Here is a 25765-nt window from a genome sequence, read left to right on the forward strand (position 1 = left end):
GGTCGAATCGCGATTCATGCCTAAATCTCGATAAAGGCCGTCTCCAGCCCCTCGGCCTTGACGCTGACGACCGATCTCGGCCGGATTCCCGTTCCCGCCGGTCCGCCGGATCGTCCCCCCGGCTTCGCGGCTGCGGGTCCCCCGGCGGTTACAAAATCGGCTACCGGTATCGCGGCTCGCGCGCCGCCCACCGGATCGACATAGATCCCGGCGCGGCCCGATGCGAGCTGCACGAGGCGCGAACCTCGCACGGTTCCGAGATTGTCCAGCAGCTTGCCGTCGCCCGCAAGGCCGAACCGGACGAACGCCGAAGCGTCCAGACACCAGACGCCGTTCGCGTCCACCGCGCGGGCCTCCACGTAGATGCGGCCATCCGCGACGCGCTCCGCCGTCAGCTCCAGCTTCGCCGGCTCGCCCCATTTCTCCGTCTGGTACGTGAAGCGAACCGTATCCTCCACGGTTTCCCCGCGGTGCCGCCCGAGGGCTCTGACCTCGTATTCGCCCGCCGAAAGCTTCGCCTCCCAGCGTAGACCGGCGCACGGGAAGTCCTGCGAATTCCGTTTTTTGACGCCGAGGCTCCGGCCGTTCAGGAACAGCTCGACCTCCTCGCAGTTCGAGTACACCTTCAGCGTTTTTGTCTCCCCTTCGTCCCCCCAGCGAACGGGCATCGAATGGCCGTATACGCGCACCATCGGCTTGGCTGCCCAATACGACTGGAAGACGTAATACGCTTCTTTTTTGGTGAAATCGCGTTCGATGACGCCCTTCATGTTGAGGTAAGGAATCGGCGAGTCCGGCCGCACCGGCGTCGCGAAGTCTTTGAACGCCCACTGCGCCGCTCCCGTCAGCCAGTCCATCCGCTCCTGCGACTTCAGCACCCAGTCGATCATCTCGCAGAAGTACGTCTCCGACCAATCGCCGTCCCGGGAAACCCGGGGCTCGCCGCCCGTCAGCAGATAATCGCCGTCGCGTTCGTCCGTCCGCGTTCCGTCGCCGCGCGGGATGAATTCGAAGCCGGTGTACGGCTTCTCGACATGCCGGGTGGCCAGATTGTCCGCGCCCCATTCCATATGGAAGAACGCGTCCGCCTCCCGCGACGCCGCGAGCGAGCTCGCCTCGTAGTCCGTATAGATGCCGCGATACCAGCCCGCCCAGATGGACGGCGAATAGACGTCGACGATGTCCTTGCAGAAGTCGCAGCGGCGGATCGCCGTGAGCCGTCCCGCATCCAGCCGGTGCGACAGCTCGTGCAGCTCCTTCATGAAGCGGCGGATCTCGTCCTTGTCGAACTCATCGAAATCGCACTCCCAGTCGTTCTCGTTGCCCAGTCCCCAGAGGATGACGGACGGGTGGTTGTAATGCTGCCCGATCATCGCCGTCAGCATATCGCGGCACTGCTGTCTGTAGCTCTCCCCGCCCAATCCGCCGCGGCACCACGGGATTTCCTCCCAGACCAGCAAGCCGAGCTCGTCGCACAGATCAAGCACATGCCTGGACTGCTGGTAATGGCCGAGGCGGATAAAATTGGCCCCCATGTCCTTGATGAGCCGCATCTCCTCGCGGATCATCGCTTCCGTCATCGCCGGTCCGACCCCCGCGTGGTCCTCGTGCCGATGCGTGCCCCGGAGCAGCAGCCGGGAGCCGTTCAGATAGAAGGGACCGCGCTTCTCGAAGCGGAAATAGCGCACCCCGAACCGTTCGGTCAGCGCGGTCTTGCCGTGCGGGCTCTCCAGCGCAACCTCGCACGTATACAGGTACGGATCGTCCGGGGACCACAGCCGCGGCGCTTCCAGCCGGAACGCCGCCAGCTCCCGCATGCCCGCCCACGGAGCGGTCTGCCCGCTCGCGCTCTCCGCCACCATCCGCCCTTCCCTGTCGCGGACGACGACGCTCACCCGCAGTCCGTCCTCGCGGCCCTCCGGGTTGTACAGCTCGCCGCGCACGCGGACGACGCAGCCGCTCTCTCCCCGGGCCAGCCCTTCGGTCTCCGGCTCGATATGGACACGGGCCAGCGATATCGCGGGCACGTACACCAGATGCACGTCGCGGTACAGGCCGCCGTACAGATGAAAGTCGCTGGCGTCCGACGGGATGGTCTCCAGGTCCCGGCTGTTGTCGCAGGCGACCGCAACCGGCACCTTGCCGCCGTAACGCTCGATTCCGCGCGCGCAAGCCGCCGCCTCGGTGATATCGACGACGAATTCATCGTATCCGCCCGTATGCGATGCGACCTTCCACGTATAGACGTAGATGTCCGCCCGCTGGCCCGCCGCTTCGAAATGCAGCAGCGTCCGTCCGCCCGGGTACGGATTGTCCATCTCAAGCTTCGTGCGGTACCAACCCGGTCCCTGGTAGTAGACGGCATCCGGATCGAGCGCGTCGTAACCGTTATACGAGTGCGGAAGCTCCACCGGATGCCAAGGCACATTGTAGTGGTTCCGGAGCTTGTCCGCGCGCCAGACCTCCCAAGGTCCGCCCAACCCTCCCGTCCGATGCTCCCAGTCTGATGACAGCTTGCGTCTGATCACCGGTTTTCCTCCCTCTGGTTCGTTCTGCGACCGATTGTACCAGAGCTTGCGGTCGAGATTTGTCGGGGGGTTATGCTAAAATGTTGTTCAGTTACGATTGTGGAGAAGCGGGTGCGCCGCATGAAGATCTTGAATTACCTCAATCTCAACCAGCATCCGGTATACTTGTCGTTCGAAAGGGACCGGACTCGCGAATTTCGGGAAATCTATCACGCGCATCAAGGCATGGAGCTGCTGTTCGTGCACGAAGGCGAAGGCACGGCCGTAGTCGGCCAGCAGATTATCCGGATATCCCCGGGCACGCTCCTTTATTTTCGTCCGTTCCAACTGCACCGCCTGCGCCTCGCCCCCGCCGATCGGCCGCGATATGTCCGGTCGTTGTTCGTATTCGAGCCGTCGGTCGTCGACGCCGCTCTTGCGGCGTTTCCGTCGCTGCGGTCTTACCTGCGCAGCATGACCGACGGCACGCTTGTCCCGCAGGGATTTTCCATCGGAGATCCGGACCAGGTGCTGGCCTTGATCCGGATGCATCTCCCGAGGCTTCGGCAATCCGATCCGGCGAGACTGCTGGAGGAGCAATTGCTGTTCCTGACGGCCTTCCTCCATCACGCCAGCAGCCATACGCCGGAGCGGCCGGGCGCGGACAAGGAATCGGCCGGAGTCCGGACGCATTCCGTCGCCGAGCGGGTGATGGTCTGGATCGAAGACCATTATGCGGAGGCGTTCGATTTGAAGCGGCTTGCGGACGACATCCACCTGTCTCCGAACCATATATCGGCGGCGTTCCGCAAAGCGGTCGGCAGCAGCATTACGGAGTATTTGGCGGCGCGGCGCATCCGGCAAGCCTGCTGGCTGCTGCGGACAAGCGATCTGTCGATCCGCGAGATCGGGGAATCGGTCGGCCTGCCGAACGACTCGTATTTCTGCCAATGGTTCCGCAAGCAGGTAGGCATGACGCCGAGGGCCTTCCGCCGCTCGGCCGACTGGAAGCCGGACCCTAACCGATAGGGCCGGCGGGGAGGATTCGAAATCGCGATGGATCTATGGGGAATTCTCGCATGGTTTGCGTTGGGGGCGGCCGCCGCCACGTTCGGCAGCGTCGTTGGTCTGGGGGGCGGCGTCATTCTCGTCCCGGGGCTGATCGCGTTCGGAGAGCTGTTGACGGGCGAGGAGATCGGGACGGGCACGGCGGTCGGCACGTCGCTCGTCGTGCTGATCGTAACGGCCTTGTCCTCGACTTGGGCTTTCGCCAGGCGCAAGCGCGTCGATTTCCGCAGCGGCTTGCTTTACGCGGCGGCGAGCGTCCCGGCTTCCGCGGCGGGCGCCGCGATGACGGAGACGCTGCGGCCGGCGCAGTTCGAGCTGGCGTTCGGCGTGTTCATGCTGGCCTTATCCGGCTTGCTGTTCGCCCGCAGCCATATGCGTCCGCTGACGCGGGCTTGGCCGGTCAAGCGGATGTTTGCGGATGCCGACGGTCGGGTGCACGAATACGGCCATCATCCCGTCTGGGCGGTCGGCATCGGCCTCGGGGTCGGCTTCGTCTCCGGCTTGTTCGGCATCGGCGGCGGTTCGCTGTTCGTCCCTGCGATGGTTCTCCTGTTCCGGTACCCGCCGCATGTCGCGACCGCCACCTCGATGTTCGTGATCCTGCTGTCCGCCTGCTCCGGAAGTCTCACGCACATCACCCAGTCCAACGTCGATTGGGCCGCGGCTGCCGCTCTCGCTCCGGGGGCCTGGCTTGGGGGAATCTGGGGCGCATGGATCACGTCGCGCATGAGCGGACAGGCGCTGCTGAACGTGCTGCGCGTCACGTTTGTGCTGCTCGCGCTGCGAATGATCGCGTCCGGTCTAACCGGTTGAATCCGGGGCAGCTGGGGCGATTGTCCTGCCGGATCCGTTCAAATTTTGCGAAGATGCTCGTACAGATCGAGCACGCCCTGCCGGTCCGACAGCAGGCGCAGCGAGCATTTCGTTTCCCCGTCCCAATAAAACGTGAACAATCCGCCGTCGCGAGCGAGCAGCAGCTCGAAGTCCCACCGGCGGTTGTTGAGCGGATAACGCTCGCCGTCGAGCAGGAAGCTCCACTGTTCCCCTTCGCGCACAAGTCCGAGGACTCTTCCGTCCCATGCCAACAGTTTGCCTAGCAGGACGCCATGCTCCATGCCGGTTTTCATAAACGCTCCTCCTTGTGAAAATTTTTTTCATCTATGGGCAAACAAAAAACTCCAACACATCGTTCGGTAGCTGGCTGGCCTGGCCGGAGTCCGCGATTCGCTCCGCTGTAGCCCCTGTAGCTTTGCGCCGCTGGCTTTCGCCAGGTTTGCCGTTTCGGGATCGACTGAAGTTGCTGTGTCTAAAGGCAGATTTCTCCTGTCATTTACCAAAATACGTCATCGTCGGACAAAGGTACATCCACCGAAAGTCCCAATTCACGGAAAAACGTCGAATTGTCCCGATTTTGTAACGGGTCGGGCCCCGAGCTGCCGCGCGCAGCGGCGCAAACGCAAAAAGCTCCCGTCAGGCCGTATGCGCGGCCCGGGGAGCTCGAGTTGCGAACTTGCCGAGTATGCTTATTTCAAATATTTTTTGACCTTCTCCAACACTTCGTCCTCCGTCGGAGCGGTCAAATAACGACCGTTCACGTAGACGAATGCGTAACGCGAGCACGGTCCGCAATACGATTTGCAGCCGATCTTCAATTCCGCCTCCGGGTCCAGCTTCATCAGCTTCGCCTTCATGTTCTTGAAGCTCATGTGCTTGCACTTGCTGCAAATCCAAAACTTGTTGGCCATGGGTCAATGGTCACCGTGGTTGCCCTTGACGGGATTCGTGATGACGAAGCCTTCTTGCGGAAAGTACAGGTAGTCGATCTTGACGCCGTCCAGCATCGGCTCGTCCTTCGCAAGCAGCACCTCGATGCCCTTGTCCGTCGATACGACGGCGTCGCCTTCCTTCGGCTTGTCCAGCGTCAATCCGTAATGGGCGTGGTCGCCGTGGTTGTGCGTCACGTATACGCGAAGCTTCAATTCTTTATTTTCTTCCTTGTCCAGCTCCTGCCGGATGATTTTGGCGGCATTGCGCGTAATTTTGCAATTCATGATACGGTCGTCCTCTCTCTGTTTGTAAAAAACGCATTTCCTCCTATTTTAGAGCATACCGGCGGCGGAGTCCAGCGTACACGGCCGCCGCGCTCGCTTCGTGACATTTGTCCGCACGGACGTTACAATATGGAAATAAGGAACGTATACAGCCTGCCGCCGACGGAGGGTCGTTATGCTGTCTTTTTATAAAAAATATTACCGCACCGCCTTCGACATCGCGTTGATCGTCTTGACGGTGTACCTGTTTATGCTGGCGTTCAGCTTCCTGTACAAGATTGCGGCCCCGATCTTCCTCTCGTTTGTCATCTACGCCATGATCGAACCGCTCGCGGCGTTTTTGCACCGGAGAGGGATGAAAAAAGCCATCGCCAGCGCGATCGCCACCATCGTCTTTGTGCTGACCATCATTACGCTGCTGGTGTTGGCGGGCATCGTGTTTGCCGCGCAGATCACGATTTTGGCGAACCGGCTGCCGGACTACTTTATGATCGCGCAGCGGGAGTTCCTGAACTTTATCGAGTGGGCGCAAGAACAGAGCAACCTGGTGCCGCAGGAGCTGACCGACAAAGCCGCGGACTATTCGTCCAAGTTGGCCGAATTCGCCAGCACGATCGGGACGGCGGTTCTGATGTGGTTCGTCGCTACCGTATCCAGCGTCTCCACGTTTATCGTCAACTTCGTGATCGGCATCATCCTCGCCTATTTCCTCAGCAGCGAGATCGAGTTCTGGAAGAAATTTTCCCGCGAGAAAGTGCCGCGCACGTTTAAAACCGCCTTTTTCTTCCTGCGGGACAACGTGTTTAAAGGCATCGTGACGTATCTGAAGGCGCAGGCGAAGCTCGTGTCGATCACCTTCCTTGTGATCTGGCTGGCTTTGCTTGCGCTCGGCGTGGACAATTCCTTCTCGATCGCGGTGCTGTCGGCGATCTTCGACGTGCTGCCGCTGCTGGGCGTGCCGCTTGTGTTTATCCCGTGGATCGCTTACCTGCTGATTACGGGCCAGACGACGATGGCGATCATCCTGACCGCGCTGCTGCTGGTCGTCATGATCACCCGGCAAGTTCTCGAACCCAAAATTACGGGGAACTCGCTGGGCGTCTCCGGCTTTACGATGCTGTCGTTTATGATTATTTCCTTGTCGCTGTTCGGAGTGGCGGGCTTGATCCTGTCGCCGATTCTGATTATTTTGCTGAAGGCGCTGCTGGATCAAGGGTACTTGCAGAAGTGGATTCGCATGCCGGTCGACGAGTTCGACGGCCCCGCCAATCCGCCTGCCCCGCCGCAATCGCCGGCCCCGAATTAACGAAGAAGCCAGCCCGCTTGCGCGGCTGGCTTCTCTGCTCTGTACGATCGAGGAACCTCTTCGTGTCGGGCAGACGCTTCACGCTGACGGCGGCCCCGGCCGTTCAGCCGTTCAGCCCTTGCACGCCGACGGCCTTGACAACCTCGATGCAGCCGCCGCCGATGCGGTTGTCGCGCAGCTCGACCGCATCCATGCCGTCCAGCCGCACGAATTGCTTCGCCCCCGTTCCGATCCGGCTGTCGGCAATCGTCACGCCGGTTGATTGCTTCAGCTCGATCACCGGCGAATCCTCGTGCGGAGCGCGCATCGCGAAGCCCCGGATATCGACGTTCTCCGTCGAATCCAGCTTAATCGCCGCGCCTTCGCGGGTTTCGATGCGCACATGGTGCAGCGACAGCTCCCGCACGTGCTTCGCGAACAGTCCTTTGCCCGCCATCACAAGCTTCTCCCGCACCATATCCGGTTCGCCTCCGGCCTCCTCCGGGTCGCGGGTCGTCTCGATCGTCACGTGATCCAGCACGACGCCTTCGATCGGCATTTCCGGCAGCCCGTAGAGGAACGCCGCCGCGCCTTTGACCTCGGTCGCCGTGATGTGGCTGAGATAAATGTTGCGGAACACGGGCGTGCATTCCGTAACCGGCTGCGGTTCGGGGCTGGAGATCGACGGGTTGGACGGATCGACCCCGTGCCGGTAGAAGGAATTGATCGCGAACGGGCACAGCACCCCTTTCATGAACACGTTGCTGACCTTCAGCTCTTCGATCGTTCCGCCGCGCGCGCGGTTGGACTTCAGCCGGATGCCCCGGTCAGTATCGATGAAGATGCAGTTGGAGATCACCACGTGGCGAATGCCGCCCGCGGTCTCGCTGCCGAGCACGACGCCGCCGTGCCCGCGCTTCATTGTGCAGTTGACGATGGCGACATTCTCCGTCGGCAGGCCGACACGGCGGCCGTCCTCGTCGATGCCCGACTTCAGGCACAGGCAATCGTCGCCGACGTCGAAGTGGCAGTCCGATACCCGCACGTACGAGCAGGAGTCGATATCCATGCCGTCGCCGTTCGGCGTATCCGACGGATTCAGGATCGTCAGCCCGTGCGCGGTGACATGCCGGCAGTACACCAGATGCGTGTTCCAGAACGGCGAATTTTGCAACGTGACGCCTTCCAGAAGCACGTTCTCGCAATCGACAAGCTGCAGCAGCGGCGGACGCAGGAACTGGGTCGGCCATTCGACGATATTGGTGGCGATTCCCATCAGCGAAGCGTTTAATCGCGCGAACTCCCGCTCCCGGTCCGTCTGCTGGCGGCGTCCCGCCTTGCATTCGCGGTATGACTCCCACCACGCCGCTCCTTGTCCGTCGATCACGCCGCGGCCGGTGATGGCGACCTGCTGGAGCCCGATTCCATAAATCAGCGGCGAATACCCGTAGCACTCGTAGCCGGACCAGCGGGTGCGCACGGTCGGATAGTGGTCCGGATTCGTGGAAAAGAGCAGCTTGGCCCCGGCGTGCAGGTGCAGCGTGATCCGGCTGCGCAGATGAATGGCGCCGGTCAAATAAACGCCCGCGGGAACTTCGACCGTGCCTCCGCCGGCTTCGGCGCATGCCTCGATCGCTCTTCTGAACGCTTCGGTATTCAGCGTCGTGCCGTCGGCGACCGCCCCGTAGTCGAGAATATTAAAAGTTGTCGGATTTTTCATCAAACCCATCTCCTCTCTGGATTGACCCCTCCCTGGTTCTCCTTCAATATTAAGAGGGAAGCCCATGACGGTCTATACGCCGGAATTAACTATTCCGGCCAAACGGCGGTTTCGCGTTGCTTCCGGCATATTGGTTATGTTAACGTGAACATAGCTTCGCAAAAAAAGGAGGATTCATCGCATGCGGTTTGGCGTATTGGCGCACGATCTGAAAAAAGGGACGGCCGCGGAGGTCGCCGCGACCGTGGCTTCGTACGGGCTGCAATTCGTACAGTTGGCTCTGGCCAAAGCTTTGACGGATGTGGATTCGAGCCTCGGGCGGCTCAGCACGGGCTTGGCCAACCACATCGCGGAGGCGTTCGAACGCGAGCGGGTGCGCATCTCGGTGCTCGGCTGCTACATTAACCCGATCGACCCGGACCCGGCCGCCCGGCGTTATGCCATCGACCGGTTCAAGGAGCATATCCGCTACGCGCGGGACTTCGGCGCCAGCCTCGTCGCCACGGAAACCGGCAACGTCGCCGACTATCGCAAGGCTCGTCCGGACGCCACGGACGACGAGCTGTGGCAACTGCTCCGCTCCGCGGTCGAGGAAATGGCGGAGGAGGCGGAACGGTGGGGCGTGCATGTGGGCATCGAGGCTTCCCCGACGGAGGTGATCCACACGTCCGACCTGATGGCGCGGCTATTGGAGGAGGTCCCGTCGAGAAATATCGGCGTCGTGTTCGATCCCTGCCACCTGCTGAACGCGCAAAATATCGGCCGCCAGCGCGAAGTGCTCGACCGCGCGTTCGAGCAGTTCGGCGACCGGATCGTGCTGGGCCACGTCAAGGATCTCGCTTTCGATGAGGCCGGCGTCAAACGCTACGTCAAAATGGGTACGGGCGAGCTGGATTATCCGTACTTCCTGGGCCGGCTGCAGAAGCTGAAGCCGCATCTCAACCTGTCGTTCGAAGGCGGCATCAAACCCGACCACGTGGCGGACTCGATCGCTTATCTTCAGGGCGTGCTGAAATCGCTGTGATCGCGTGACGTCCGGCCGCATCGCCGGCCATCCTGACGGCAAAAGCCTCCGAACCCGGCATTCCGGGATCGGAGGCTTTTTTTCTCGGAAGCGTATGGGCCAGAACGGGCGAGTCCATCGGTCAATCGGCGATCATGGCGGCGTATACTTTGCCGGGACCGTGGATGCCGATCGTCAGATCGTTCTCGATATCGGCGCTTCGGCTCGGCCCTGTCACCAGGTTCAGGGACGAAGGCCAATCGGCCGGCGATTCGCAGCCTTGCCGAACGCGCTCGAACGCTTCGCCCATCCGCGTAACCAACTGGTCCGCGCGGAAGATCGCGAACAGCACGTCCGGCAGCAGACTGACGGAGCGGCCGCGCCCGCCGCGGGCCTGCAGCACAAGCGTGCCGGTATTGGCGATCGCCGCGTCCGGCCACACGATGCCCAGCCGGCAGCGTTCCGCCGCGCGCAGCAGCGGGCTGCGCGACGCCCAATTGCCGCCGGCGGCGGGCAACCCGGCAAGCAGCCCGGTCGCTTCCGCCTCGGCCTCGCTCAGCTCCCGCCACGGCACGACCGGGATTCCCTCGGCAGCCAGCACTTCGTCCAGCCCGAGAGCCGCCAGCTCTTCGTGCTCCCAGCGGGTCACCCCGGCAATGCCATGCTCGCGAATCGCTTCAAGCAGAAAAGCCGCGATCTCTTCCCGGGCTTTGGCGCTTGTCGTCACCAGCGTCTTGCCCGTCAGCGCCGACCAGTTGCGCACGAAACCTTCGATCCGCTCGCTCTTGTCGAACTCCCGCCGGGCGTAAAATTCCGGCACGCCGCGCACATCCCGCTTCGGTGCTTCGGTCAGCGGTTCGCGCCGGCCGAGCCGGTTCGCGATGTTCCGCAGGAACGCCTCGCGTCCGTACGGGCGTCCGCCGCCCGACGTTCCCGCGTTGTGATTCGGGCCGCTCATCGGTCCTCTCCTCCTAGCTGCTTCTCCCGCTCGGCCTGCAATTCGCGCTGCAGCTCCGCCCAGCGCTCGCGGAACGATCGCTTCGGCTTCATCGGCAGGAACCGCGATTGCGTCCAGCCGCCGAAGATGCCGGGGGCCTTGCGGATCTGTCCTCCGCGCGCCATCGGCTTCATCGCATAATGGGCGAGCTTCGCCCCCCACGAGTACAGCTTCACATTGCCGAAGCCGGTCGCGTATATTTTGAACGCCGCCCGCTCGGTCCAAGGCGTCAATCCCAGCTTCACCTTGCGGGCGCGAAGCTGCACGAGCATGTCGTGCAGCGGGATTTTGACCGGACAAGCCTCGTAGCAGGCTCCGCACAGACTGGACGCGTAGGCGAGCTGCCCCGCCTCCTTCATATCCTGCTGCAGCAGCGGCGTCAGCACGGCGCCGATCGGGCCGCTGTAGACGGAGCCGTACGTATACCCGCCGACATGGCGGTATACGGGACAGACGTTCAGGCAAGCCGCGCAGCGGATGCAGTGCAGCACTTCCTGGAAGACGGGGTCGCCGAGCTGGGCGGAGCGTCCGTTGTCCAAAATAATGACGTGAAGCTCCTCGGCTCCGTCGAGATCGCCCCGGCGCTTCGGACCGGTGATAAACGACGTGTACGTCGTCAGCTTCTGCCCCGTGGCGCTTCGCGCCAGCATGTTCAGCATAACCTCGACATCGTCGTAGGTCGGCACGAGCCGCTCCATGCCCATGACGACGACGTGCGTCTTGGGCAAGGTCGTAACCATGCGGCCGTTGCCCTCGTTGGAGACCAGCGTGATCGCGCCGGTTTCGGCGATGCCGAAGTTGCAGCCGGTCAGGCCGATATCGGCCTCAAGGAAAATCTCGCGAAGCTTCTGTCTCGCGTAACCGGCCAGCGCCTTCGTCTCCGGCGGCATCGGCTGTCCGGATTCCTCCTCGAACAGATCGGCGATCTGCCGCTTGTTCTTGTGGATCGCGGGAATAATCAGGTGAGATGGCGTCTCGCGGGCCAACTGGAGGATGTACTCGCCGAGGTCGGTCTCGATGGCGCGGATGCCTTCCTGCTCCAGATGGTGATTCAGGTGCATTTCCTCCGACACCATGGACTTGCCTTTGGCCACGAGCTTGGCGCCTTTCGATCTGGCGATCTTCAGGAAGACATCGACAGCCTCGGCCCCCGTCGAGCAGAAATGAACGATGCCCCCGGCTTTCTCCACATTGTCCGCGAATTGGCCCAGGTAATAGTCCAAATGGGCGATCGTATGGGCGCGGATTTCCCGCGCGCGGCTGCGCCACTGCTCCCAATCCCCGAACTCTTCCATCGCCGCCAGCCGGCCGGAGCGGAGCTTGTCGGTCGTATAGGCGACCGCCGCCCGCAGGAACGGGTCGTTCAGCGCTTTTTCCGTCCGTTTTCGGAGCCCCGTTCCGATCAATTCCGTATCGCTGCTTGACATTGACGTCTTCGCGCTCACCGGAGCTTCACTCCTTCCTCCAGCAGTTGCGCGAGATGCAGAACCCGTACCGGCTTGCCTTCCTTGTTCAGCCTTCCGCCGATGTTCATCAGACAGCCCATGTCGCCGCCGACCAGCACCTCGGCTCCCGTCTCGCAGACATGCGCCGCTTTTTCGCAGACCATCGCCTCGGACATATCGGCCATCTTGACCGCAAACGTGCCGCCGAAGCCGCAGCAGTCTTCTTTTTTGGGCAGGTCGACGAATTCCACGTCCCGTACGTTCCTCAGCAGTTCCAGCGGCTCCTCGCGCACGCCGAGCAGCCGGCTGGCATGGCACGACGGATGGTACGTCACCTTATACGGGAAGGACGCTCCCACATCCTTGACGCCCAGGACGCGGACCAGGAACTGCGAAAATTCATACGTCTTGGCGACCAGAGCTTCCGCCTTCGCCTTCCACTCCGGCTCGTCGCGGAACAAGTCCGGATAATAATGATGCACCATGCCGGCGCAGGAGCCGGATGGCGAGACGACATAGTCGCTGTGCTCGAAGGCGCGGATCAGATTGCGCGCGACGGCTCGGGCTTCGTCCTGGTACCCGCTGTTGAAGGCGGGCTGTCCGCAGCATGTCTGCAGCTCGGGCAGATCGACCTCGCAGCCGTAACGATGCAGCAGCCTCACGACGCTCTCGGCGACTTCCGGATACATCTGGTCGGCGAGGCACGTAACGAACAAGGAGACTTTCATCGGGTTTCCCTCGTTTCAGGAAAAAGATGGATCGGATTATTCATTTGCTTCTTGGTTATCAGGTTATCAGATAAGTTGGGTTTTGACAAGAACATCGTATGCGGCGGGTATCGCCGCGTTTATTGCTCCGCTTAGAAAAAAAATTCGGCCGCTCTTCCGCGGGAAGAGGGCCGAATGCGGGGCGGGCGATTGCCTGGGTGGTGCCGCGCCCGATATTCAGATCGTCCAGTCGTTCCATTCTTTTTTCTGTCGGTCGATGCCGATCAGCCAGCAGCGGGTTTTCGAGATGGCTTGCGTCGACGAGTCCGTCGTTGAGAATGTATGATTGGCATGAAGCAGCACTTCCTTGTCGCAGATGCCGTCGGAACGCAGCCAGAACACCCGCTGGTAGAGAAACGTGTAATCCGACGGGATCACGTCGTCGCCGGCCCCGTGCAGGAGAAACACGTCTCCGCGGAAATTGCGGGCTTCCTGCAGCGGCTGATGGCGGGACAGCGATTCGAAAAACGATTTGCTGAGCTTGTAGCCCGAATAATCGACCGCTCCCGTGCGGATCGCCTCATCGTATGCCGGACGGCCGACGACTCCGACGATATCGTTCAGCGGATAAGCGACGGCCGACCAGAGCACAAGTGATTTGACGCGCTGATCCCGGGCGGCCGTCAACAGTGCCACCGCGCCTCCGAGGCTGTGTCCGAGCAGGATAACGCGGGTCGGGTCCACGCTGTCCAGGCTGAGCGCATAGTCGAGAACGCGCCTCGTCTGCGAGATCATGTCGTCGATGCCGGACGCGCCGTAATCCCCCGTGCTTTCGCCGCAGCCCGCATAGTCGAACCGGAGCACGAGGTAGCCGTGCTCGCTCCAATCGCGGGCCGCTTTCACGAACAGCCGGTCGACCCCGATCCGGTTGCCGACGAAGCCGTGGCAGATGATGATAATCGGCCATTTGCCCGACTGCTCCTGAACGGGATGAGGCACTGACGGATAATGCAGCGTCGCCGCCAGTTCAATGTCTCCATGCCGAATCGTTAAACGATGCTCCATTGGAAGTGCCTCCGATCTATCTGCTTGCATTTACTCATTATTCCTAGATGTTTAGTATGAATTAAATGTATCATCGACTTCGCCATCTGTCAAGGAGAAATCGCGCCTGAATTTTTCCTTCTCCGTTGGGTCCGCCAGCTTATGCCGGCCGTGTAAGCGACGCATGTTCAGGAGGTTTTGTAGCGGCAAGGCGAGGATCTGACCAGGCAGCGGCGGCGGAGCTGAACTGGAACCCGTTCCCCAACTCCGCGTGAGCCGCTCGTCCGGATTCGGAATGTTTGAACGATATTTTTTATCATTAGCGCCGAAAATTTGCGTTCCGAGACGAACTTAGCGATACGAAATATCGTTAAAGGTCCGTTTTCCCCGTGCCTTCCACGGATTTTCCGACGTTTAATGATATTCTGTATCGCTAAACGAATGCAAAAGGGGCGGCACTGTCGCGTTAACGATATTTTATATTATAAACGCGGGCATGGGAGGAAGCCGCACCGGCATCGGACGCATCGACGGGCGGCACCATGCCCCGGCTCCGGGCGCATCGACGGGCGGCACCATGCCCCGGCTCCGGGCCTTCGCCGGTTTCTTCATGTGAACCGCACGCCGCTGCGCTAATCGTGCAAATGCTCGTGGGTAATCGACGGAGGTTCGATCTGAACCGTCGCGTGCGTAATGCCGAAATCCGATTTCAGCGTGTCCAGCGCCGATTGCAGGATGGCTTCGCCGTCGCCCGAATGTCCGATCCGGAGGTGAACGCTGAGCGCCGGCTTCCCGGAGGTGATCGTCCAGATGTGCAAGTCGTGCACATCGGCTACGCCGGGGATACGCGACAGCACTTCCTTTACTTCCGACGGATTGACGTCGTGCGGAACGCCTTCCATCAGCACGTGAACGGAATGCGACGTAACGCCCCAAGCCCCTCTCAGGATCAGCAGGGCCACCGCTACGCTGATGATGGGATCGGCCCAGTACCAGCCGAACAGCAGCATCGCCCCGCCCGCGGCGATGGCGCCGACGGAGCCGAGCGCGTCGCCCAGCACATGAAGATACGCGCTGCGCAGATTCAGATTGCCGCGCACGTCTCCCTTGCGCATCAGCGACCAGGCGCTCAACAGATTGGCCAGCAGCCCGACGCAGGCGATCGCCATCATTGCTCCGCTGGATACCTCCGGCGGGCTCTGAATCCGCTTGACCGCTTCGACGACGATCAGTCCCGCCACGACAAACAAAGCGATGCCGTTCAATAATGCCGCCAAAATCTCAAAACGGTAGTAGCCGTACGTCTTGCGAAGCGAAGCGGGCCGGGCCGCCAGCCAGACGGCGATCAGGCTGAGCAGCAGAGAAGCGGCGTCGCTCAGCATGTGGCCGCTGTCCGACAGAAGCGCGAGGCTGTTGGTCCACAAGCCGCCGATAAACTCCAGCAGCATCACGCCCGTCGTAATGCCCAAGGCGATGGCGAGCCCCTGTTTGTTGCCTGAGCGGCCGTGGTCATGGCCGTGAGGATGGCCGTGACCGTGGTGATGGTGGCCGTGGTGATGGTGACCGTGACTGTGACCGTGACTGTGACCATGACCGTGACCATGATTGTGATCATGACTCTGGCTATGTTGATGGCGGCGGCCGTCACCCGCCAAACCGCCAGTCCCTTCGATCTCGCGGCTTTCCGCCTGCCCATGATCGTCCTGGCCCGAATGATTGCCGTTGCGGTTCGGATCGCGCTCGCGACCGTTTGTGTCATGCAGGTCGCAATCGTGATCGTGCCCGCACTCATGGTCGCGGCTGAGGTTCGGATCGCCCTCTTGTTTGTGCTCGCGGTTATGGCTACAATCGCCCTCTTGTTTGCGCTCGCGGTCGCGGTTGTGCTCCGGTTCGCGTCCGCTTACAACTGTTTTCCCGTTTTCCCTGTTCATCCCCGATGCCTCCCTCGGATGCCCGCTCGTAAAATCCCGTCTCTTCCTTCTGTCCACTCTGTTTTTCGGGCCGTTTGATTTATTTATTATTATATGAGCAATTGTTCATATGTTCAACGATTTTTCTTCACATTTTCATATAAAACGAAAAAAACTCGCCCGGCAGCCGTATGCGGCCCTTCCGGACGAGCTTCGATACGCGATTCCGTCACGTCATTTCAAGTCGATCAAATACAGCCGGGACGTCTCCTCCCAGATGGCGCCCGGTTCCAGCCCGATCAATCCGATCTCCTCCGGGGGCAGGCCGGATACGTTGGGCGCGTTGACGAGGTTGACCTGCGGCTCCGGGCAGAAAAACGAACCGCTGTTGAAGCCGTTCCATACCATCCAATGCTTGAAGCCCGTGCCTACATCGTACACCAGCTTGACCCGCTCCCGGGAGTCCGTCAGCTCCATCCGGTTGCGGCCGTCTTGGGGAGCGGCGGTGTAGTGGTTGTCCATCTCTTCGAAATAGGGGGAGATCCCGCTTGCCGGCAGCTCGGCCTCCACGGGGCCCAACGGCTGGAATCGGCCGGTCGGCAGCATGCGTTCGTTCATCTCCCAGCGCTTCCCGACCGTGATCTTCACCCGGCAATCGCCGGCCTTGCTGCCCGGCGCGAACGGAGCGTTGATCGCGGTGTGGAACGCAAGCAGGCAAGGCATCTCGTCCTCGCCGTCGTTGCGGACGCGAATCTGCTGATGCAGCCCCTCCTCGCTGAGCGTGTAGACGAGCGTCAACGTGAACCGGTGCGGCAAATACGCGTAGATCGGATGGGATTCGTCCACGCGCAGCGACAGGACGACACGCGCCTCCCCGCCGTCAGCGCCGTAACGCTCGACCTCCCACGGTAACGTGTGCACGAATCCGTGCAGGCGGTTGTTCCGCGCCGGCTCGTTGATCGGGAACCGGTACTCCTTGCCTTTCCACGGAAACCGCCCGTCCTCGTAGCGATTGGGCGGGAACAGCACCGGGATGCCGTGCACGCCCGGATTGGCCTTGAACGCTTCCATCTCCCCGGGCTCCGGTTCCCTCAGAATCCGGTACCCTCTCGACTTGTGGCGCAGGGCGATCAGATTGGCGCCCACCCGCGGCAGCACCGCCGCCTCAAAATCGCCTGCCAGCAGCCATACGGCCGCTTCCCCGTGAAACTCTCCTTCGTACGCGCGAGCTTCTGCCGCCATGTTTCTTTCTCTCCTCATGTTCGTTATCGTAACGCTTGAACCAGCACCCTCTCCACATGAAACAGATGCTGCCGCATCGCATCCATCGCCCGCTGCGGGTCGCGGGAAGCGATCGCTTCGTATATGTCCCGGTGCTCGCGCCATAATTGCTCGGACACCGACTTGCTGGCGTACATCTGCAGCCGGCGCGTCTCGCGGATGGCCGTCTCCATCTGCGACGATACCGTCTCCAGCATCCGGACGATGATGGAGTTGTGCGTCGCGCGGGCCAGCGCCAGGTGGAACGCCATATCGGCGCGTTCGCCTTCCGTCTCGTCGCCGAGATGCTTCTCCATCGCCGCGAGCAGCGCTTCGAACCGGCGGAGGTCGTCCTCCGTCCGTTTCTCCGCCGCGATCCCTGCGTTCGACACCTCCAGCGCCTTGCGCGCCTCCAGCAGCTCCAGAATCGTCTCCTTGTCCATCAGCAGCCCCGACAGTTCCGGCATGCCGACGTCCGCGGGTTCGATCTTGCGCACATAGCTGCCCTCGCCCTGCCTGGATTCGACCAGCCCCATCGCTTTCAGCGCGCTGAGCGCCTCGCGGACGGTGGACATGCCCACGCCGTAACGTTCGCTCAGCTCCTTGGTCGAAGGCAGCTTCGCACCGGGCTGCAGCTCGCCGGCCAGGATGCTCTGCTTCAGCCGGTCGGCGATTTGCTCATGAATTTTGCGGTACACGATCTTGTCCAAACACGATTCCACTCCTATCCTTGCGCAAGACCTTCCGTTGCCGCTCAGGCATCAGGGTAACGGCGCTCGACCCAAGACACGAACAGCTTGGCCGCAATCATCGCCACGCCGATGTCATCAATCGGCACCAGCGGCAGAACGTCCGGCGCGACGGTATAGACGAGCACCGGCACAACGAACAGCAGCTTGTCCCGCAGAGGAACGCGCGGGGAACGAAGCAGCCGCCAGACGTTTCGGAGCACGTGCGACCATCTGCGAAGAGACAGCCATTTGCGCATGGGCGCAATCCCCCTCTCGCGATTCCTTGTCCCTATTGTAACGGATGAAGGCAGCGTTTGCATGTCCATAAAGTTGTATTCCGACACAAAACGGCTATAATGGAAGAAGACAAAATAGAACCGCCGGGCGTTCCGACCGGGCGGACGCATTTTCGGACTGGAGTTGGATAGCGGATGAAGAGAGTATACGACAGCATCTCGCCGGGTCAACTGTTGCTTCTGCTGGCGGGCGACTTGATCGTATTGGTCGTCTTCGTCATGATCGGCAGAAGCGATCACGGCATGAGCTTTTCGATTTGGCAATCGATCGTAACAGCCTTCCCGTTTATGCTGGCCTGGATTCCTATCGCTTGGCTTACGGGAGCTTACCGCGCGCGCGCGTTTGCCGCGGGCGTCGGTTCCGCGCTGGCCCGAGCGCTTCTCGCTTCGGCGATCGCCATTCCCGTCGGCCTTCTGCTGAGGACCATCCTCTACGATAAGGAACTGTTCACCTCCTTCTTTATTGTAACCATGGTGTTCCTGACCTTATTTATGCTGATCTGGCGGGGACTGTTCGCGGCCGTCGCACGGCGTTTCGGGCCTTGACGCGCCGCATGTCCTTGCTCACGCACACAGGGGCGATCCGCCATTACGGCGGGTCGCCCCTGTTTTGCTCCGTCATATTTCCAGCGCCGCAAGCATGATATTGCCGGCATCCCTGTACATTTCGGGAAACTGGGAGATCGGCAGCGGATTGATGCCCAGTCCCGCTTCCACCGTGAAGCCCGGACGCCGCCATTCCTGAATGAACCAGTCCTTGTAGCCCGCGTCGCTGTCCGTCAGCTTGACGGGGCGGTAGCCGCTGACCTGCCCGAACCGCGCGGCGATCGCCTCCGACTCCGGCGGCTCCAGATCCCGGTAGTTCCAATAGATCTCCCGGCCTTGCGTATGGAACGCAATCGTCATGGCGAAGTCGTACTTGCGCGTAAAATCGGCCATCGCCTTCGATTCCGGCTCGCTCAGCGGCTCGGGCCCGACCCAATCCCGCGGGCCCGGCCCCGGTACGGCCCGGCGGTCCCGTTCGATCTCCCATCCCGCCGGAAACTGGTCGTTCAGATCGACCCCCCGGATATTCGCTTTCCAGTCCCGGAAGTCCGGCGACCCGCCGTTCCACCGAATCAATTGTTCGTAATACGGGTGATCGGGCGCCGCTCCCTCCTGAACCAGCTCCACTCCGTCCGGATTGACCATAGGCACGAGCCAAAGCGTGTTGCGCCGGAACAGCTCGGCCATGTTCCGTCTCCGGAAGGAAGCGCCCGTCGCCGCGGCGCGCGCCGCATCCTCCAGAAACTTCATGACCAGCAGCGTCGTAATCCATTCGTTCGCGTGAAACGAACCGTTATAATGAAGGCGCCGTTCGCCCGTCCCGATGCGGACGGCCGGAATCGGCTTGCCCAGAACGGAGGAACCGATCGTCTCCAGCGCGATAAACGGATAACGGGTCTGCAGCAAGGCCAAGTCGTCGATCATCTCCGCGTAGCCGTATTCCCAGCGGGTATTCACGATATCCCCGCTCTCCTGCCCCTGGGGCGGGGGCAGCCGAAGCGTCTGCCCGATCGGCAACTGCGCGGGATCGATTCCCGGATTGACGGCCATCAGCTCCTGAAGGCCGATATTGAATTTGCGCGCGATCCAGTAAAACGAATCGCCCGCCTGCACCACGTATCCCCCGTTCCGGGCCGGAATCTGCAGCAACTGACCCGGCATCAGATACCGGTCGGGATCGACCCCGGGATTTGCCGCCAGCAGCGATTGCAGGTTGATATTAAACTTTCTGGCCACCCGGTACAGCGTATCGCCTCTCTGCACCACATACGGATACGTCACGTTTTCCCCTCCTTGCCGGTTGCGAGGAAACTCCCGAGGAGTCCGTTCGAGATACGGGCAGTCCGGCGATGCGCAAGCCGGCCGGCCCATAGCCAGCGTATGCGGTGCGAGGACGAAGCAGAACAGGGCCGTCTCCCTGGACCAACGAAAAAGGCCCGCACCTCCTGCCAAGGAGAGCGCGGACCGGCGGTTAGGAGATTTGCGGAACCTGCCAGACGACCGGACATACTTCGATCTGGTTCCCGAGCCATTGCCGGGCGATCGTCTGAAATGTAACGGGCTGCCCGCTGCAAAAAAAACGGTGCACGGGCAGTTCGACCGTCCGTTCGAGCCGTCCGGTTTGATACAGAATCGTACTGATCTCCCGGGCCGTCTCCTCCGCGGAGCTGATAAGGCGAACATCGTTCCCCATCACCTGGGAGATGGAGTCCGCCAGAAACGGATAATGCGTGCAGCCCAATATCAGGCAATCCAGCGGCAGACCGCGCAGCGGCTCCAGCGAACGCTCCACGACATGGAGCGCCTCTTCCGACCGATACAAGCCTTGCTCGACGAGCGGCACGAAGTCCGGACACGCCAGACTGTACACTTCAACCATAGGCGAGATGGACTCCAGCGCGATCCGGTAGGCGTCGCTGCGGATCGTGCCGACCGTGCCGATGACGCCGATCCGGTTGGACCGCGTAATTTTGATGGCCGCCCTCGCTCCCGGATGGATGACGCCGACGACCGGCACATCGACCATCGCGCGTATGTCGTCCAGCGCCACGGCCGTAGCCGTATTGCATGCGATCACAATCATTTTCGGATCGTACTGCATCAGATAAGCGACAATCTCCCGCGTAAATTGCCGCACCTCTTGTGGATCTCTCGGACCGTAAGGCGCGCGGGCCGTATCACCAAAGTAAATGATTTCCTCCCTGGGGAGCTGCCGCATCACTTCCCGGACGACCGTCAGGCCGCCGACGCCGGAATCCAAGATGGCTATCGCTTGCTTCACAGAGTTCGCTTCCTTTATGCGTGAGAATGGGTGTGGCTGCCGAAGCTTTCTTCGAACAGTGTATGTATCCGCCCCCGTCCCGGCTACCGGGACTCGGGGAGCTGGATCTCGCTGACGAGTCCGAATTCGTAGCCTCGTTCCTTCACGTCGCGAATGATGGCGTCCAGCGCCTCCAGATTGTCCTCGGAGGCTTGATGCATCAGGATGACGTTGCCGTCGTGCAGATTGTTCAAAATATCCGCATGGGCGTCCTTCCAGCCGTTTTTCCGAGGCTCCCAATCCCGCATCGCAGTGGACCAGAAAACAGAAGTATAGCCCATTTCGGACACGATGTCCAGCAGCTTCAGGCTGTATTTCCCGTAAGGAAAGCGGAAATACGGCTGGATTTCTTGCCCGGTCATCTCTTTATACAGTTTCGCATATTCCTCGATCTCTTCTCTCACCTGGTCGTCGGAGAGCGTCGTAAAATCCTTGTGGGTCATCGTGTGGTTGGCGACGAGATGGCCTTCCTCCACGAGTCTTTTCAGGAAATCGGGCGCCTTCTTCAGATTATAACCGGCAATAAAGAAATTGGCTTTGACGTCGTGCTCCTTCAAAATATCGAGCCAGCGGTTGTAGTCGCCCATCGCGCCGCCGTTGTCGATCGTCAAATACACTTTGTTGCCCGTACCGACGTAGATCACCTTGTGTTTCGGTTTGTACAGGCGGATGTCGCTCGGGAAACCCGGCACCTTGCCTTCACCCTTGCGCATGTAGTACCACGAGAGCGCCTTGCGCTCGTTCGCGGCGGTCCCACCCGGCGCCGGCTTGGCCGTGGCGGCGGCCGTCGGCGAAGGCTTCGCGCTCGTCCGCGCCTCAGACGAGGGAGACGGAACAGGCGTCGGGGACGCGGGAATCGGCGACGGCGGCAAGGATACGGACGGCGACGGTACGGCGTCGGACGGTTTTAAGGACGGGGCGGCGCTGGCAGCCGGCGTATAGGCCGGCTCCGGCCCCGGCGTGCATCCGGCCGAGGCCGCCATCAGCACGGCCAGACCGGCGGCAGCCGCGATTCCGGCACGGAATGTTCGCATGCGGTTGGCACCTTCTTTCTCTTCTCTATATCTTATTCGACGGGACCCGCGCGAATCCTGTCGCAGATCGGGCACTTTCCTTCGCGTTAAAAAATCGGTAGAATGGGAGAGAGTCCCTGAAGAGCGAATCCCGACTTTTTAGGAAAGGAACCTGTCAAATATGATCATTCAACCGAAAACGCGAGGTTTCATCTGCACGACCGCGCATCCGGCCGGATGCGCGCGCCAAGTGGCAAGACAGATCGAATACGTGCGGTCCAAGCCTCCCATCTCCGGACCGAAAAAAGCGCTCGTCGTCGGCGCGTCGACAGGATACGGCCTGGCTTCCCGGATCGTCGCGGCGTTCGGCGCGGGAGCCGACACCATCGGCGTCTACTTCGACAAACCGGCGGAAGGCGCGCGCACGGCGACCGCGGGCTGGTACAATTCCGCCGCCTTCGAACGCGCCGCGTCCGAAGCCGGACGGAAGTCGTTCAGCATCGTCGGCGACGCCTTCTCCGACGAGATCAAGGCGAAGACGATCGATCTGATCCGGACGGAGTTCGGTCAGGTCGATCTGGTCGTATACAGCGTCGCGTCGCCGCGCCGCACACATCCGAAGACGGGAGAGACGTTCTCGTCCGTCATCAAGCCGATCGGCGAGACGTATACGAACAAAACCGTCAACTTCCATACCGGCGAAGTGACGACCGTATCGGTCGAGCCCGCCACCGAGGACGAAGTGCGCCAGACCGTAGCCGTCATGGGCGGCGAAGACTGGCAGATGTGGATCGACGCGCTCTCCGGCGCGGGCGTGCTCGCGCCGGGCGCCGTCACGGTCGCGTATTCCTACATCGGCCCGGAGATCACGCACGCCGTCTACCGCGAAGGCACGATCGGCCGCGCCAAGGACGACCTGGAAGCGACGGCGCTGCGCTTGAACGAACGGCTGAGCCCGAACGGCGGACGCGCGTACGTCTCCGTCAACAAGGCGCTCGTTACGCAGTCGAGCTCGGCGATCCCGGTTGTTCCCTTGTATATCGCCGCGCTGTACAAAGTCATGAAAGAGAAAAACCTGCACGAAGGCTGCATCGAGCAGATGTACCGCTTGTTCTCCGAGCGCCTGTACGGCCCCTCGCCGACCCCGGTCGACGAAAAAGGCCGCGTGCGCGTGGACGATTGGGAGATGCGGAGCGACGTTCAGGAAGAAGTTTCCCGCCTGTGGAGCGCCATTACGACCGAAAATATTTACGAGCTGTCCGACCTGGAAGGCTACCGCCAGGAATTTTTCCAGCTATTCGGCTTTGAGACCGATGGCGTCGATTACGAGGCGGATGTCGATCCGGCTGTGGATATTCCGAATCTGCGGTAATAGCGACAGCCTCTCGCACGGGTTTTGAACGGCCTGCCCCTCGGAACCGACATGGAACCCCCCCGGGGGAAATCCGATGCGTTCCGAGGGGTGTATTTTTTAGTAAAGAAAGGAGGCGGCATGATGTTTGTCGTCGTCAATACGATTCGGGTCAAGCCCGGCATGGGCGAAGCGTTTGCCGAGCGGTTCCGCGAGCCCAAGGGCATCCAGAGCATGCCCGGGTTTGTCCGCATGGAGTTTCAGCGCACGGTGAACCCGCAGGAGGCCGACTACGAGGAGTTTAAGGTGTGCACGACCTGGGAGAGCAAGGAGCATTTCGAGGCTTGGACACGCAGCGACTCGTTCCGCCAGGCGCACGAACAGCGCAAGACGTCCGGCAGCGGCGAGATGATGCTGGGAGCGAAGCTGTCGATGCACGAAGTATTGTTCACCCATCTGGCTGATTCGCAAAAATAGGTGCGGGCAACAAGCGTTAATCCGCAAGCAAAAACGGCTTTGCCGCTTCCCCGGAGCCGGGACGGCAAAGCCGTTTGCCGCTTTCGGCGGCAGGCGCATTCGCAAGACGGCGGCTTCGGACTGCTTCGGCGGTCTCATCGGCCCCCCTCCGCCGCTTGTGCCTGACGGGCGTGACGATTTACGGGGCGCTTTCGTCGGCACCCGCGCCGCGGAACTGCAACAGAAGCGACCGGCGCAGCTTCGGCGGCGGCTTGCGGCGTTTTCTTCATCATGCACATCGACGCATAACAGCCCCGCAGGGAAAACGGCCATCAGGACTTGTTTCGTTCGCAGATGGCCGCTTTTTATTGGATTTCATGTCCCCCAGCCAGCCGTTCAGCCGCCAGCCCGCTTGTTCCGCTTGAAGCTCATCGCCGCGGCAACCGCCGCTTTCCAGCCGTCGTACAGGCCGGCCCGGCTCTCTTCGTCCATCGCCGGCTCGAAGACGCGCTCGATCACCCGATTGCGCACGATATCCTCCTTGCCTTCCCAGTAGCCGACCGCGAGTCCGGCCAAATAAGCGGCGCCGAGCGCCGTAGACTCCAGCACGCGCGGCCGGTTCACGCGCACGCCGAGCAGGTCGGCCTGGAACTGCATCAGGAAGTTGTTGGCGACCGCTCCCCCGTCGACGGACAACTGCGTCAGCGCGAGGCCCGAATCGGCTTTCATCGCTTCCAGCACGTCACGCGTCTGATACGCCAGCGATTCCAGCGCCGCGCGGATCAGATGGTCGTCTGTCGTGCCGCGCGTCAATCCGAAGATCGCTCCGCGAGCCTCCATGTCCCAGTACGGCGCGCCGAGGCCGACAAACGCCGGCACGAGATACACGCCGTCCGTCCCGGATACGGCCGCGGCGCGCTTCTCGGAATCGGCGCTGCTCGCGATCAGCTTCAGCCCGTCGCGCAGCCATTGAATCGCCGCGCCCGCGATAAAGATGCTGCCCTCAAGCGCGTATTCCACGCGGCCGTCTATTCCCCAGGCGATCGTCGTCAGCAGGCCGTTCCGCGAGGCGACCGCCTGCGTTCCGGTGTTCATCAGCATGAAGCAGCCGGTTCCGTACGTATTTTTGGCCATGCCTTCGCGGAAGCAAGCCTGGCCGAACAAGGCCGCCTGCTGATCGCCGGCCATGCCCGCTATCGGAATCGGCACGTCGAACAGCGTCTTGGCGGTATAACCGTACACCTCGCTCGACGGTCTGACGTCCGGCAGCATCGAGGGCGGAACCGTCAACAGCCGAAGCAGCTCCGTGTCCCATTCGAGCGTGTGTATGTTGAACATCAGCGTGCGGGAGGCATTCGAATAGTCGGTGGCATGTACGCGTCCGTCCGTCAGCTTCCACAGCAGCCACGTATCGATCGTGCCGAACAGCAGCTCGCCCCGCTCCGCCTTCTCCCTCGCGCCCGGCACGCGGTCGAGAATCCATTTCACCTTGGTCCCCGAGAAATAGGCGTCGAGCAGCAATCCGGTTTTCTCGCGGAATGTCCGCTCATGCCCCGCCGCCTTCAGCTCGTTGCAGATGTCCGCCGTCTGCCGGCTCTGCCAGACGATCGCGTTGTGAACCGGTTTGCCGGTCGCGCGGTCCCAGACGACGGCCGTCTCCCGCTGGTTCGTGATGCCGATGCCCGCGATGCGGTCGGGCCGGACGTGATTGCGGATCAGCACCGCCTTCAGCACGTCCAATTGCTTCTGCCAGATCTCCTCCGCGTCGTGCTCGACCCAGCCCGGCTTCGGGTAAATCTGCGCAAATTCCCGCTGCTCGCACCCGATGATCGCCCCCGATCTGTCGAACAGAATCGCGCGGCAACTGGTCGTGCCTTGATCGAGCGCCAACATGTACCGACGGTCGGCCGTCATACGCATCCCTCCCCGGATATCCCTCTGCGCCCAGCATAATCCAAGACGGCGCCGGGAGCAACAGCTCCGCCCAAAGAACTTCGGACCGGATCGAATTCCGAAGAAAAAAGCGGTCCGGACCGGAAAACCTGTTCCGGCCCG

At 61.6% G+C, this 25765-nt stretch carries 25 protein-coding genes and 1 riboswitch; of the genes, 8 read left to right on the forward strand and 17 right to left on the reverse strand.

Going from position 1 to position 25765, the window contains the following annotated elements; all coding sequences use genetic code 11:
• Positions 1-20 precede the first annotated feature (20 nt).
• On the reverse strand, positions 21-2528 hold the full coding sequence (locus tag FE781_RS05505) for a glycoside hydrolase family 2 TIM barrel-domain containing protein (protein WP_138788596.1): 2508 nt from the start codon (positions 2526-2528) through the stop codon (positions 21-23).
• A 120-nt stretch (positions 2529-2648) separates the two neighbouring features.
• Here FE781_RS05505 and FE781_RS05510 point away from each other — a divergent pair, with 120 nt between their 5' ends.
• Both FE781_RS05510 and FE781_RS05515 read left to right on the forward strand, forming a co-directional pair.
• Positions 2649-3536: an AraC family transcriptional regulator gene (locus FE781_RS05510; RefSeq protein ID WP_211346312.1), complete on the forward strand. Its 888-nt coding sequence runs from the start codon at positions 2649-2651 to the stop codon at positions 3534-3536.
• 27 nt (positions 3537-3563) lie between these two features.
• Positions 3564-4388, forward strand: coding sequence for a sulfite exporter TauE/SafE family protein (locus FE781_RS05515; RefSeq protein ID WP_138788597.1), 825 nt, complete (start codon positions 3564-3566; stop codon positions 4386-4388).
• A gap of 38 nt (positions 4389-4426) precedes the next feature.
• Here the strand turns inward: FE781_RS05515 and FE781_RS05520 are convergent, their stop codons facing one another.
• The 3 genes from FE781_RS05520 to FE781_RS05530 all read right to left on the reverse strand — a co-directional run bounded on the left by FE781_RS05520 (position 4427) and on the right by FE781_RS05530 (position 5626).
• Positions 4427-4702, reverse strand: a complete 276-nt coding sequence (locus FE781_RS05520) for a hypothetical protein (protein ID WP_138788598.1) — start codon at positions 4700-4702, stop codon at positions 4427-4429.
• A gap of 62 nt (positions 4703-4764) precedes the next feature.
• Positions 4765-4863, reverse strand: a riboswitch (cyclic di-GMP riboswitch).
• A gap of 235 nt (positions 4864-5098) precedes the next feature.
• A complete protein-coding gene (locus FE781_RS05525; RefSeq protein ID WP_138788599.1) occupies positions 5099-5320 on the reverse strand; it encodes a YuzB family protein in 222 nt (73 codons plus the stop codon).
• Positions 5321-5323: 3 nt separating this feature from the next.
• Complete coding sequence (locus FE781_RS05530) at positions 5324-5626, reverse strand: HesB/IscA family protein (RefSeq protein ID WP_138788600.1); 303 nt, start codon at positions 5624-5626, stop codon at positions 5324-5326.
• Positions 5627-5801: 175 nt separating this feature from the next.
• Here FE781_RS05530 and FE781_RS05535 point away from each other — a divergent pair, with 175 nt between their 5' ends.
• Entirely contained in the window at positions 5802-6932 is a 1131-nt protein-coding gene (locus tag FE781_RS05535; protein ID WP_138788601.1) for an AI-2E family transporter, read from the forward strand.
• Between the two features lie 103 nt (positions 6933-7035).
• On the opposite strand, the gene FE781_RS05540 is transcribed toward FE781_RS05535, so the two are convergent.
• Positions 7036-8631, reverse strand: coding sequence for a glycoside hydrolase family 28 protein (locus FE781_RS05540; protein WP_138788602.1), 1596 nt, complete (start codon positions 8629-8631; stop codon positions 7036-7038).
• A 181-nt stretch (positions 8632-8812) separates the two neighbouring features.
• Between FE781_RS05540 and FE781_RS05545 the strand changes: the two genes are divergently transcribed.
• The gene (locus FE781_RS05545) at positions 8813-9655 is read left to right on the forward strand and encodes a sugar phosphate isomerase/epimerase family protein (protein ID WP_138788603.1); all 843 of its coding nucleotides are present in this window, start codon (positions 8813-8815) and stop codon (positions 9653-9655) included.
• 121 nt (positions 9656-9776) lie between these two features.
• On the opposite strand, the gene FE781_RS05550 is transcribed toward FE781_RS05545, so the two are convergent.
• From FE781_RS05550 to FE781_RS05570, 5 genes are all read right to left on the reverse strand, one after another.
• Positions 9777-10592 carry a LutC/YkgG family protein gene (locus FE781_RS05550; protein WP_138788604.1) on the reverse strand — a complete coding sequence of 272 codons (816 nt, stop codon included), beginning with the start codon at positions 10590-10592 and terminating at the stop codon, positions 9777-9779.
• A complete protein-coding gene (locus tag FE781_RS05555) occupies positions 10589-12058 on the reverse strand; it encodes a LutB/LldF family L-lactate oxidation iron-sulfur protein (protein ID WP_138788686.1) in 1470 nt (489 codons plus the stop codon). Before FE781_RS05555 ends, FE781_RS05550 begins: the two co-directional genes overlap by 4 nt.
• Positions 12059-12072: 14 nt before the next feature.
• Complete coding sequence (locus FE781_RS05560; protein ID WP_138788605.1) at positions 12073-12804, reverse strand: (Fe-S)-binding protein; 732 nt, start codon at positions 12802-12804, stop codon at positions 12073-12075.
• 216 nt (positions 12805-13020) lie between these two features.
• Complete coding sequence (locus FE781_RS05565; RefSeq protein WP_138788606.1) at positions 13021-13848, reverse strand: alpha/beta hydrolase family protein; 828 nt, start codon at positions 13846-13848, stop codon at positions 13021-13023.
• Positions 13849-14459: 611 nt separating this feature from the next.
• Positions 14460-15296: a cation diffusion facilitator family transporter gene (locus tag FE781_RS05570; protein ID WP_379253268.1), complete on the reverse strand. Its 837-nt coding sequence runs from the start codon at positions 15294-15296 to the stop codon at positions 14460-14462.
• 66 nt (positions 15297-15362) lie between these two features.
• On the opposite strand from FE781_RS05570, the gene FE781_RS17750 reads away from it, so the two are divergent.
• On the forward strand, positions 15363-15836 hold the full coding sequence (locus tag FE781_RS17750; RefSeq protein ID WP_246068064.1) for a hypothetical protein: 474 nt from the start codon (positions 15363-15365) through the stop codon (positions 15834-15836).
• Between the two features lie 135 nt (positions 15837-15971).
• Here FE781_RS17750 and FE781_RS05575 read toward each other — a convergent pair whose 3' ends face one another.
• Genes FE781_RS05575 through FE781_RS05585 form a run of 3 tightly spaced genes read right to left on the reverse strand, consistent with a single transcriptional unit; the run spans position 15972 to position 17985 of the window.
• On the reverse strand, positions 15972-16979 hold the full coding sequence (locus tag FE781_RS05575) for an aldose 1-epimerase (protein ID WP_138788608.1): 1008 nt from the start codon (positions 16977-16979) through the stop codon (positions 15972-15974).
• Positions 16980-17002: 23 nt separating this feature from the next.
• The gene (locus tag FE781_RS05580) at positions 17003-17707 is read right to left on the reverse strand and encodes a FadR/GntR family transcriptional regulator (RefSeq protein ID WP_138788609.1); all 705 of its coding nucleotides are present in this window, start codon (positions 17705-17707) and stop codon (positions 17003-17005) included.
• Positions 17708-17751: 44 nt separating this feature from the next.
• Positions 17752-17985 carry a hypothetical protein gene (locus FE781_RS05585; protein WP_138788610.1) on the reverse strand — a complete coding sequence of 78 codons (234 nt, stop codon included), beginning with the start codon at positions 17983-17985 and terminating at the stop codon, positions 17752-17754.
• A gap of 174 nt (positions 17986-18159) precedes the next feature.
• Between FE781_RS05585 and FE781_RS05590 the strand changes: the two genes are divergently transcribed.
• Entirely contained in the window at positions 18160-18570 is a 411-nt protein-coding gene (locus FE781_RS05590; RefSeq protein ID WP_138788611.1) for a DUF3054 domain-containing protein, read from the forward strand.
• A 72-nt stretch (positions 18571-18642) separates the two neighbouring features.
• Here the strand turns inward: FE781_RS05590 and FE781_RS05595 are convergent, their stop codons facing one another.
• The 3 genes from FE781_RS05595 to FE781_RS05605 all read right to left on the reverse strand — a co-directional run bounded on the left by FE781_RS05595 (position 18643) and on the right by FE781_RS05605 (position 21924).
• A complete protein-coding gene (locus FE781_RS05595) occupies positions 18643-19851 on the reverse strand; it encodes a M14 family metallopeptidase (protein ID WP_138788612.1) in 1209 nt (402 codons plus the stop codon).
• Positions 19852-20041: 190 nt separating this feature from the next.
• Positions 20042-20851 carry a glutamate racemase gene (gene racE / locus FE781_RS05600; protein ID WP_138788613.1) on the reverse strand — a complete coding sequence of 270 codons (810 nt, stop codon included), beginning with the start codon at positions 20849-20851 and terminating at the stop codon, positions 20042-20044.
• Positions 20852-20934: 83 nt separating this feature from the next.
• A complete protein-coding gene (locus FE781_RS05605; protein ID WP_138788614.1) occupies positions 20935-21924 on the reverse strand; it encodes a polysaccharide deacetylase family protein in 990 nt (329 codons plus the stop codon).
• A gap of 160 nt (positions 21925-22084) precedes the next feature.
• Here FE781_RS05605 and fabV point away from each other — a divergent pair, with 160 nt between their 5' ends.
• A complete protein-coding gene (gene fabV, locus FE781_RS05610) occupies positions 22085-23275 on the forward strand; it encodes an enoyl-ACP reductase FabV (protein WP_138788615.1) in 1191 nt (396 codons plus the stop codon).
• Between the two features lie 120 nt (positions 23276-23395).
• A complete protein-coding gene (locus FE781_RS05615) occupies positions 23396-23731 on the forward strand; it encodes an antibiotic biosynthesis monooxygenase (protein WP_342774282.1) in 336 nt (111 codons plus the stop codon).
• Positions 23732-24106: 375 nt separating this feature from the next.
• On the opposite strand, the gene glpK is transcribed toward FE781_RS05615, so the two are convergent.
• Positions 24107-25624 carry a glycerol kinase GlpK gene (glpK, locus tag FE781_RS05620; protein ID WP_138788617.1) on the reverse strand — a complete coding sequence of 506 codons (1518 nt, stop codon included), beginning with the start codon at positions 25622-25624 and terminating at the stop codon, positions 24107-24109.
• Between the last annotated feature and the right edge of the window lie 141 nt (positions 25625-25765).

The sequence above is a fragment of the Paenibacillus thermoaerophilus genome (genome assembly GCF_005938195.1).
Taxonomy (GTDB): Bacteria; Bacillota; Bacilli; order Paenibacillales; family Reconciliibacillaceae; genus Paenibacillus_W; species Paenibacillus_W thermoaerophilus.

Coding starts and splice junctions, on each gene's coding strand:
- FE781_RS05550 (WP_138788604.1), bottom strand. CDS start 10,592: ATGAGCGGCCCGAATCACAACGCGGGAACGTCGGGCGGCGGACGCCCG.
- FE781_RS05555 (WP_138788686.1), bottom strand. CDS start 12,058: ATGTCAAGCAGCGATACGGAATTGATCGGAACGGGGCTCCGAAAACGG.
- FE781_RS05575 (WP_138788608.1), bottom strand. CDS start 16,979: ATGGCGGCAGAAGCTCGCGCGTACGAAGGAGAGTTTCACGGGGAAGCG.
- FE781_RS05540 (WP_138788602.1), bottom strand. CDS start 8,631: ATGAAAAATCCGACAACTTTTAATATTCTCGACTACGGGGCGGTCGCC.
- FE781_RS05545 (WP_138788603.1), top strand. CDS start 8,813: ATGCGGTTTGGCGTATTGGCGCACGATCTGAAAAAAGGGACGGCCGCG.
- FE781_RS05560 (WP_138788605.1), bottom strand. CDS start 12,804: ATGAAAGTCTCCTTGTTCGTTACGTGCCTCGCCGACCAGATGTATCCG.
- FE781_RS05605 (WP_138788614.1), bottom strand. CDS start 21,924: ATGCGAACATTCCGTGCCGGAATCGCGGCTGCCGCCGGTCTGGCCGTG.
- FE781_RS05565 (WP_138788606.1), bottom strand. CDS start 13,848: ATGGAGCATCGTTTAACGATTCGGCATGGAGACATTGAACTGGCGGCG.
- FE781_RS05535 (WP_138788601.1), top strand. CDS start 5,802: ATGCTGTCTTTTTATAAAAAATATTACCGCACCGCCTTCGACATCGCG.
- FE781_RS05525 (WP_138788599.1), bottom strand. CDS start 5,320: ATGGCCAACAAGTTTTGGATTTGCAGCAAGTGCAAGCACATGAGCTTC.
- FE781_RS05515 (WP_138788597.1), top strand. CDS start 3,564: ATGGATCTATGGGGAATTCTCGCATGGTTTGCGTTGGGGGCGGCCGCC.
- FE781_RS05520 (WP_138788598.1), bottom strand. CDS start 4,702: ATGAAAACCGGCATGGAGCATGGCGTCCTGCTAGGCAAACTGTTGGCA.
- FE781_RS05585 (WP_138788610.1), bottom strand. CDS start 17,985: ATGCGCAAATGGCTGTCTCTTCGCAGATGGTCGCACGTGCTCCGAAAC.
- fabV (WP_138788615.1), top strand. CDS start 22,085: ATGATCATTCAACCGAAAACGCGAGGTTTCATCTGCACGACCGCGCAT.
- glpK (WP_138788617.1), bottom strand. CDS start 25,624: ATGACGGCCGACCGTCGGTACATGTTGGCGCTCGATCAAGGCACGACC.
- FE781_RS05590 (WP_138788611.1), top strand. CDS start 18,160: ATGAAGAGAGTATACGACAGCATCTCGCCGGGTCAACTGTTGCTTCTG.
- FE781_RS05510 (WP_211346312.1), top strand. CDS start 2,649: ATGAAGATCTTGAATTACCTCAATCTCAACCAGCATCCGGTATACTTG.
- FE781_RS05615 (WP_342774282.1), top strand. CDS start 23,396: ATGATGTTTGTCGTCGTCAATACGATTCGGGTCAAGCCCGGCATGGGC.
- FE781_RS05530 (WP_138788600.1), bottom strand. CDS start 5,626: ATGAATTGCAAAATTACGCGCAATGCCGCCAAAATCATCCGGCAGGAG.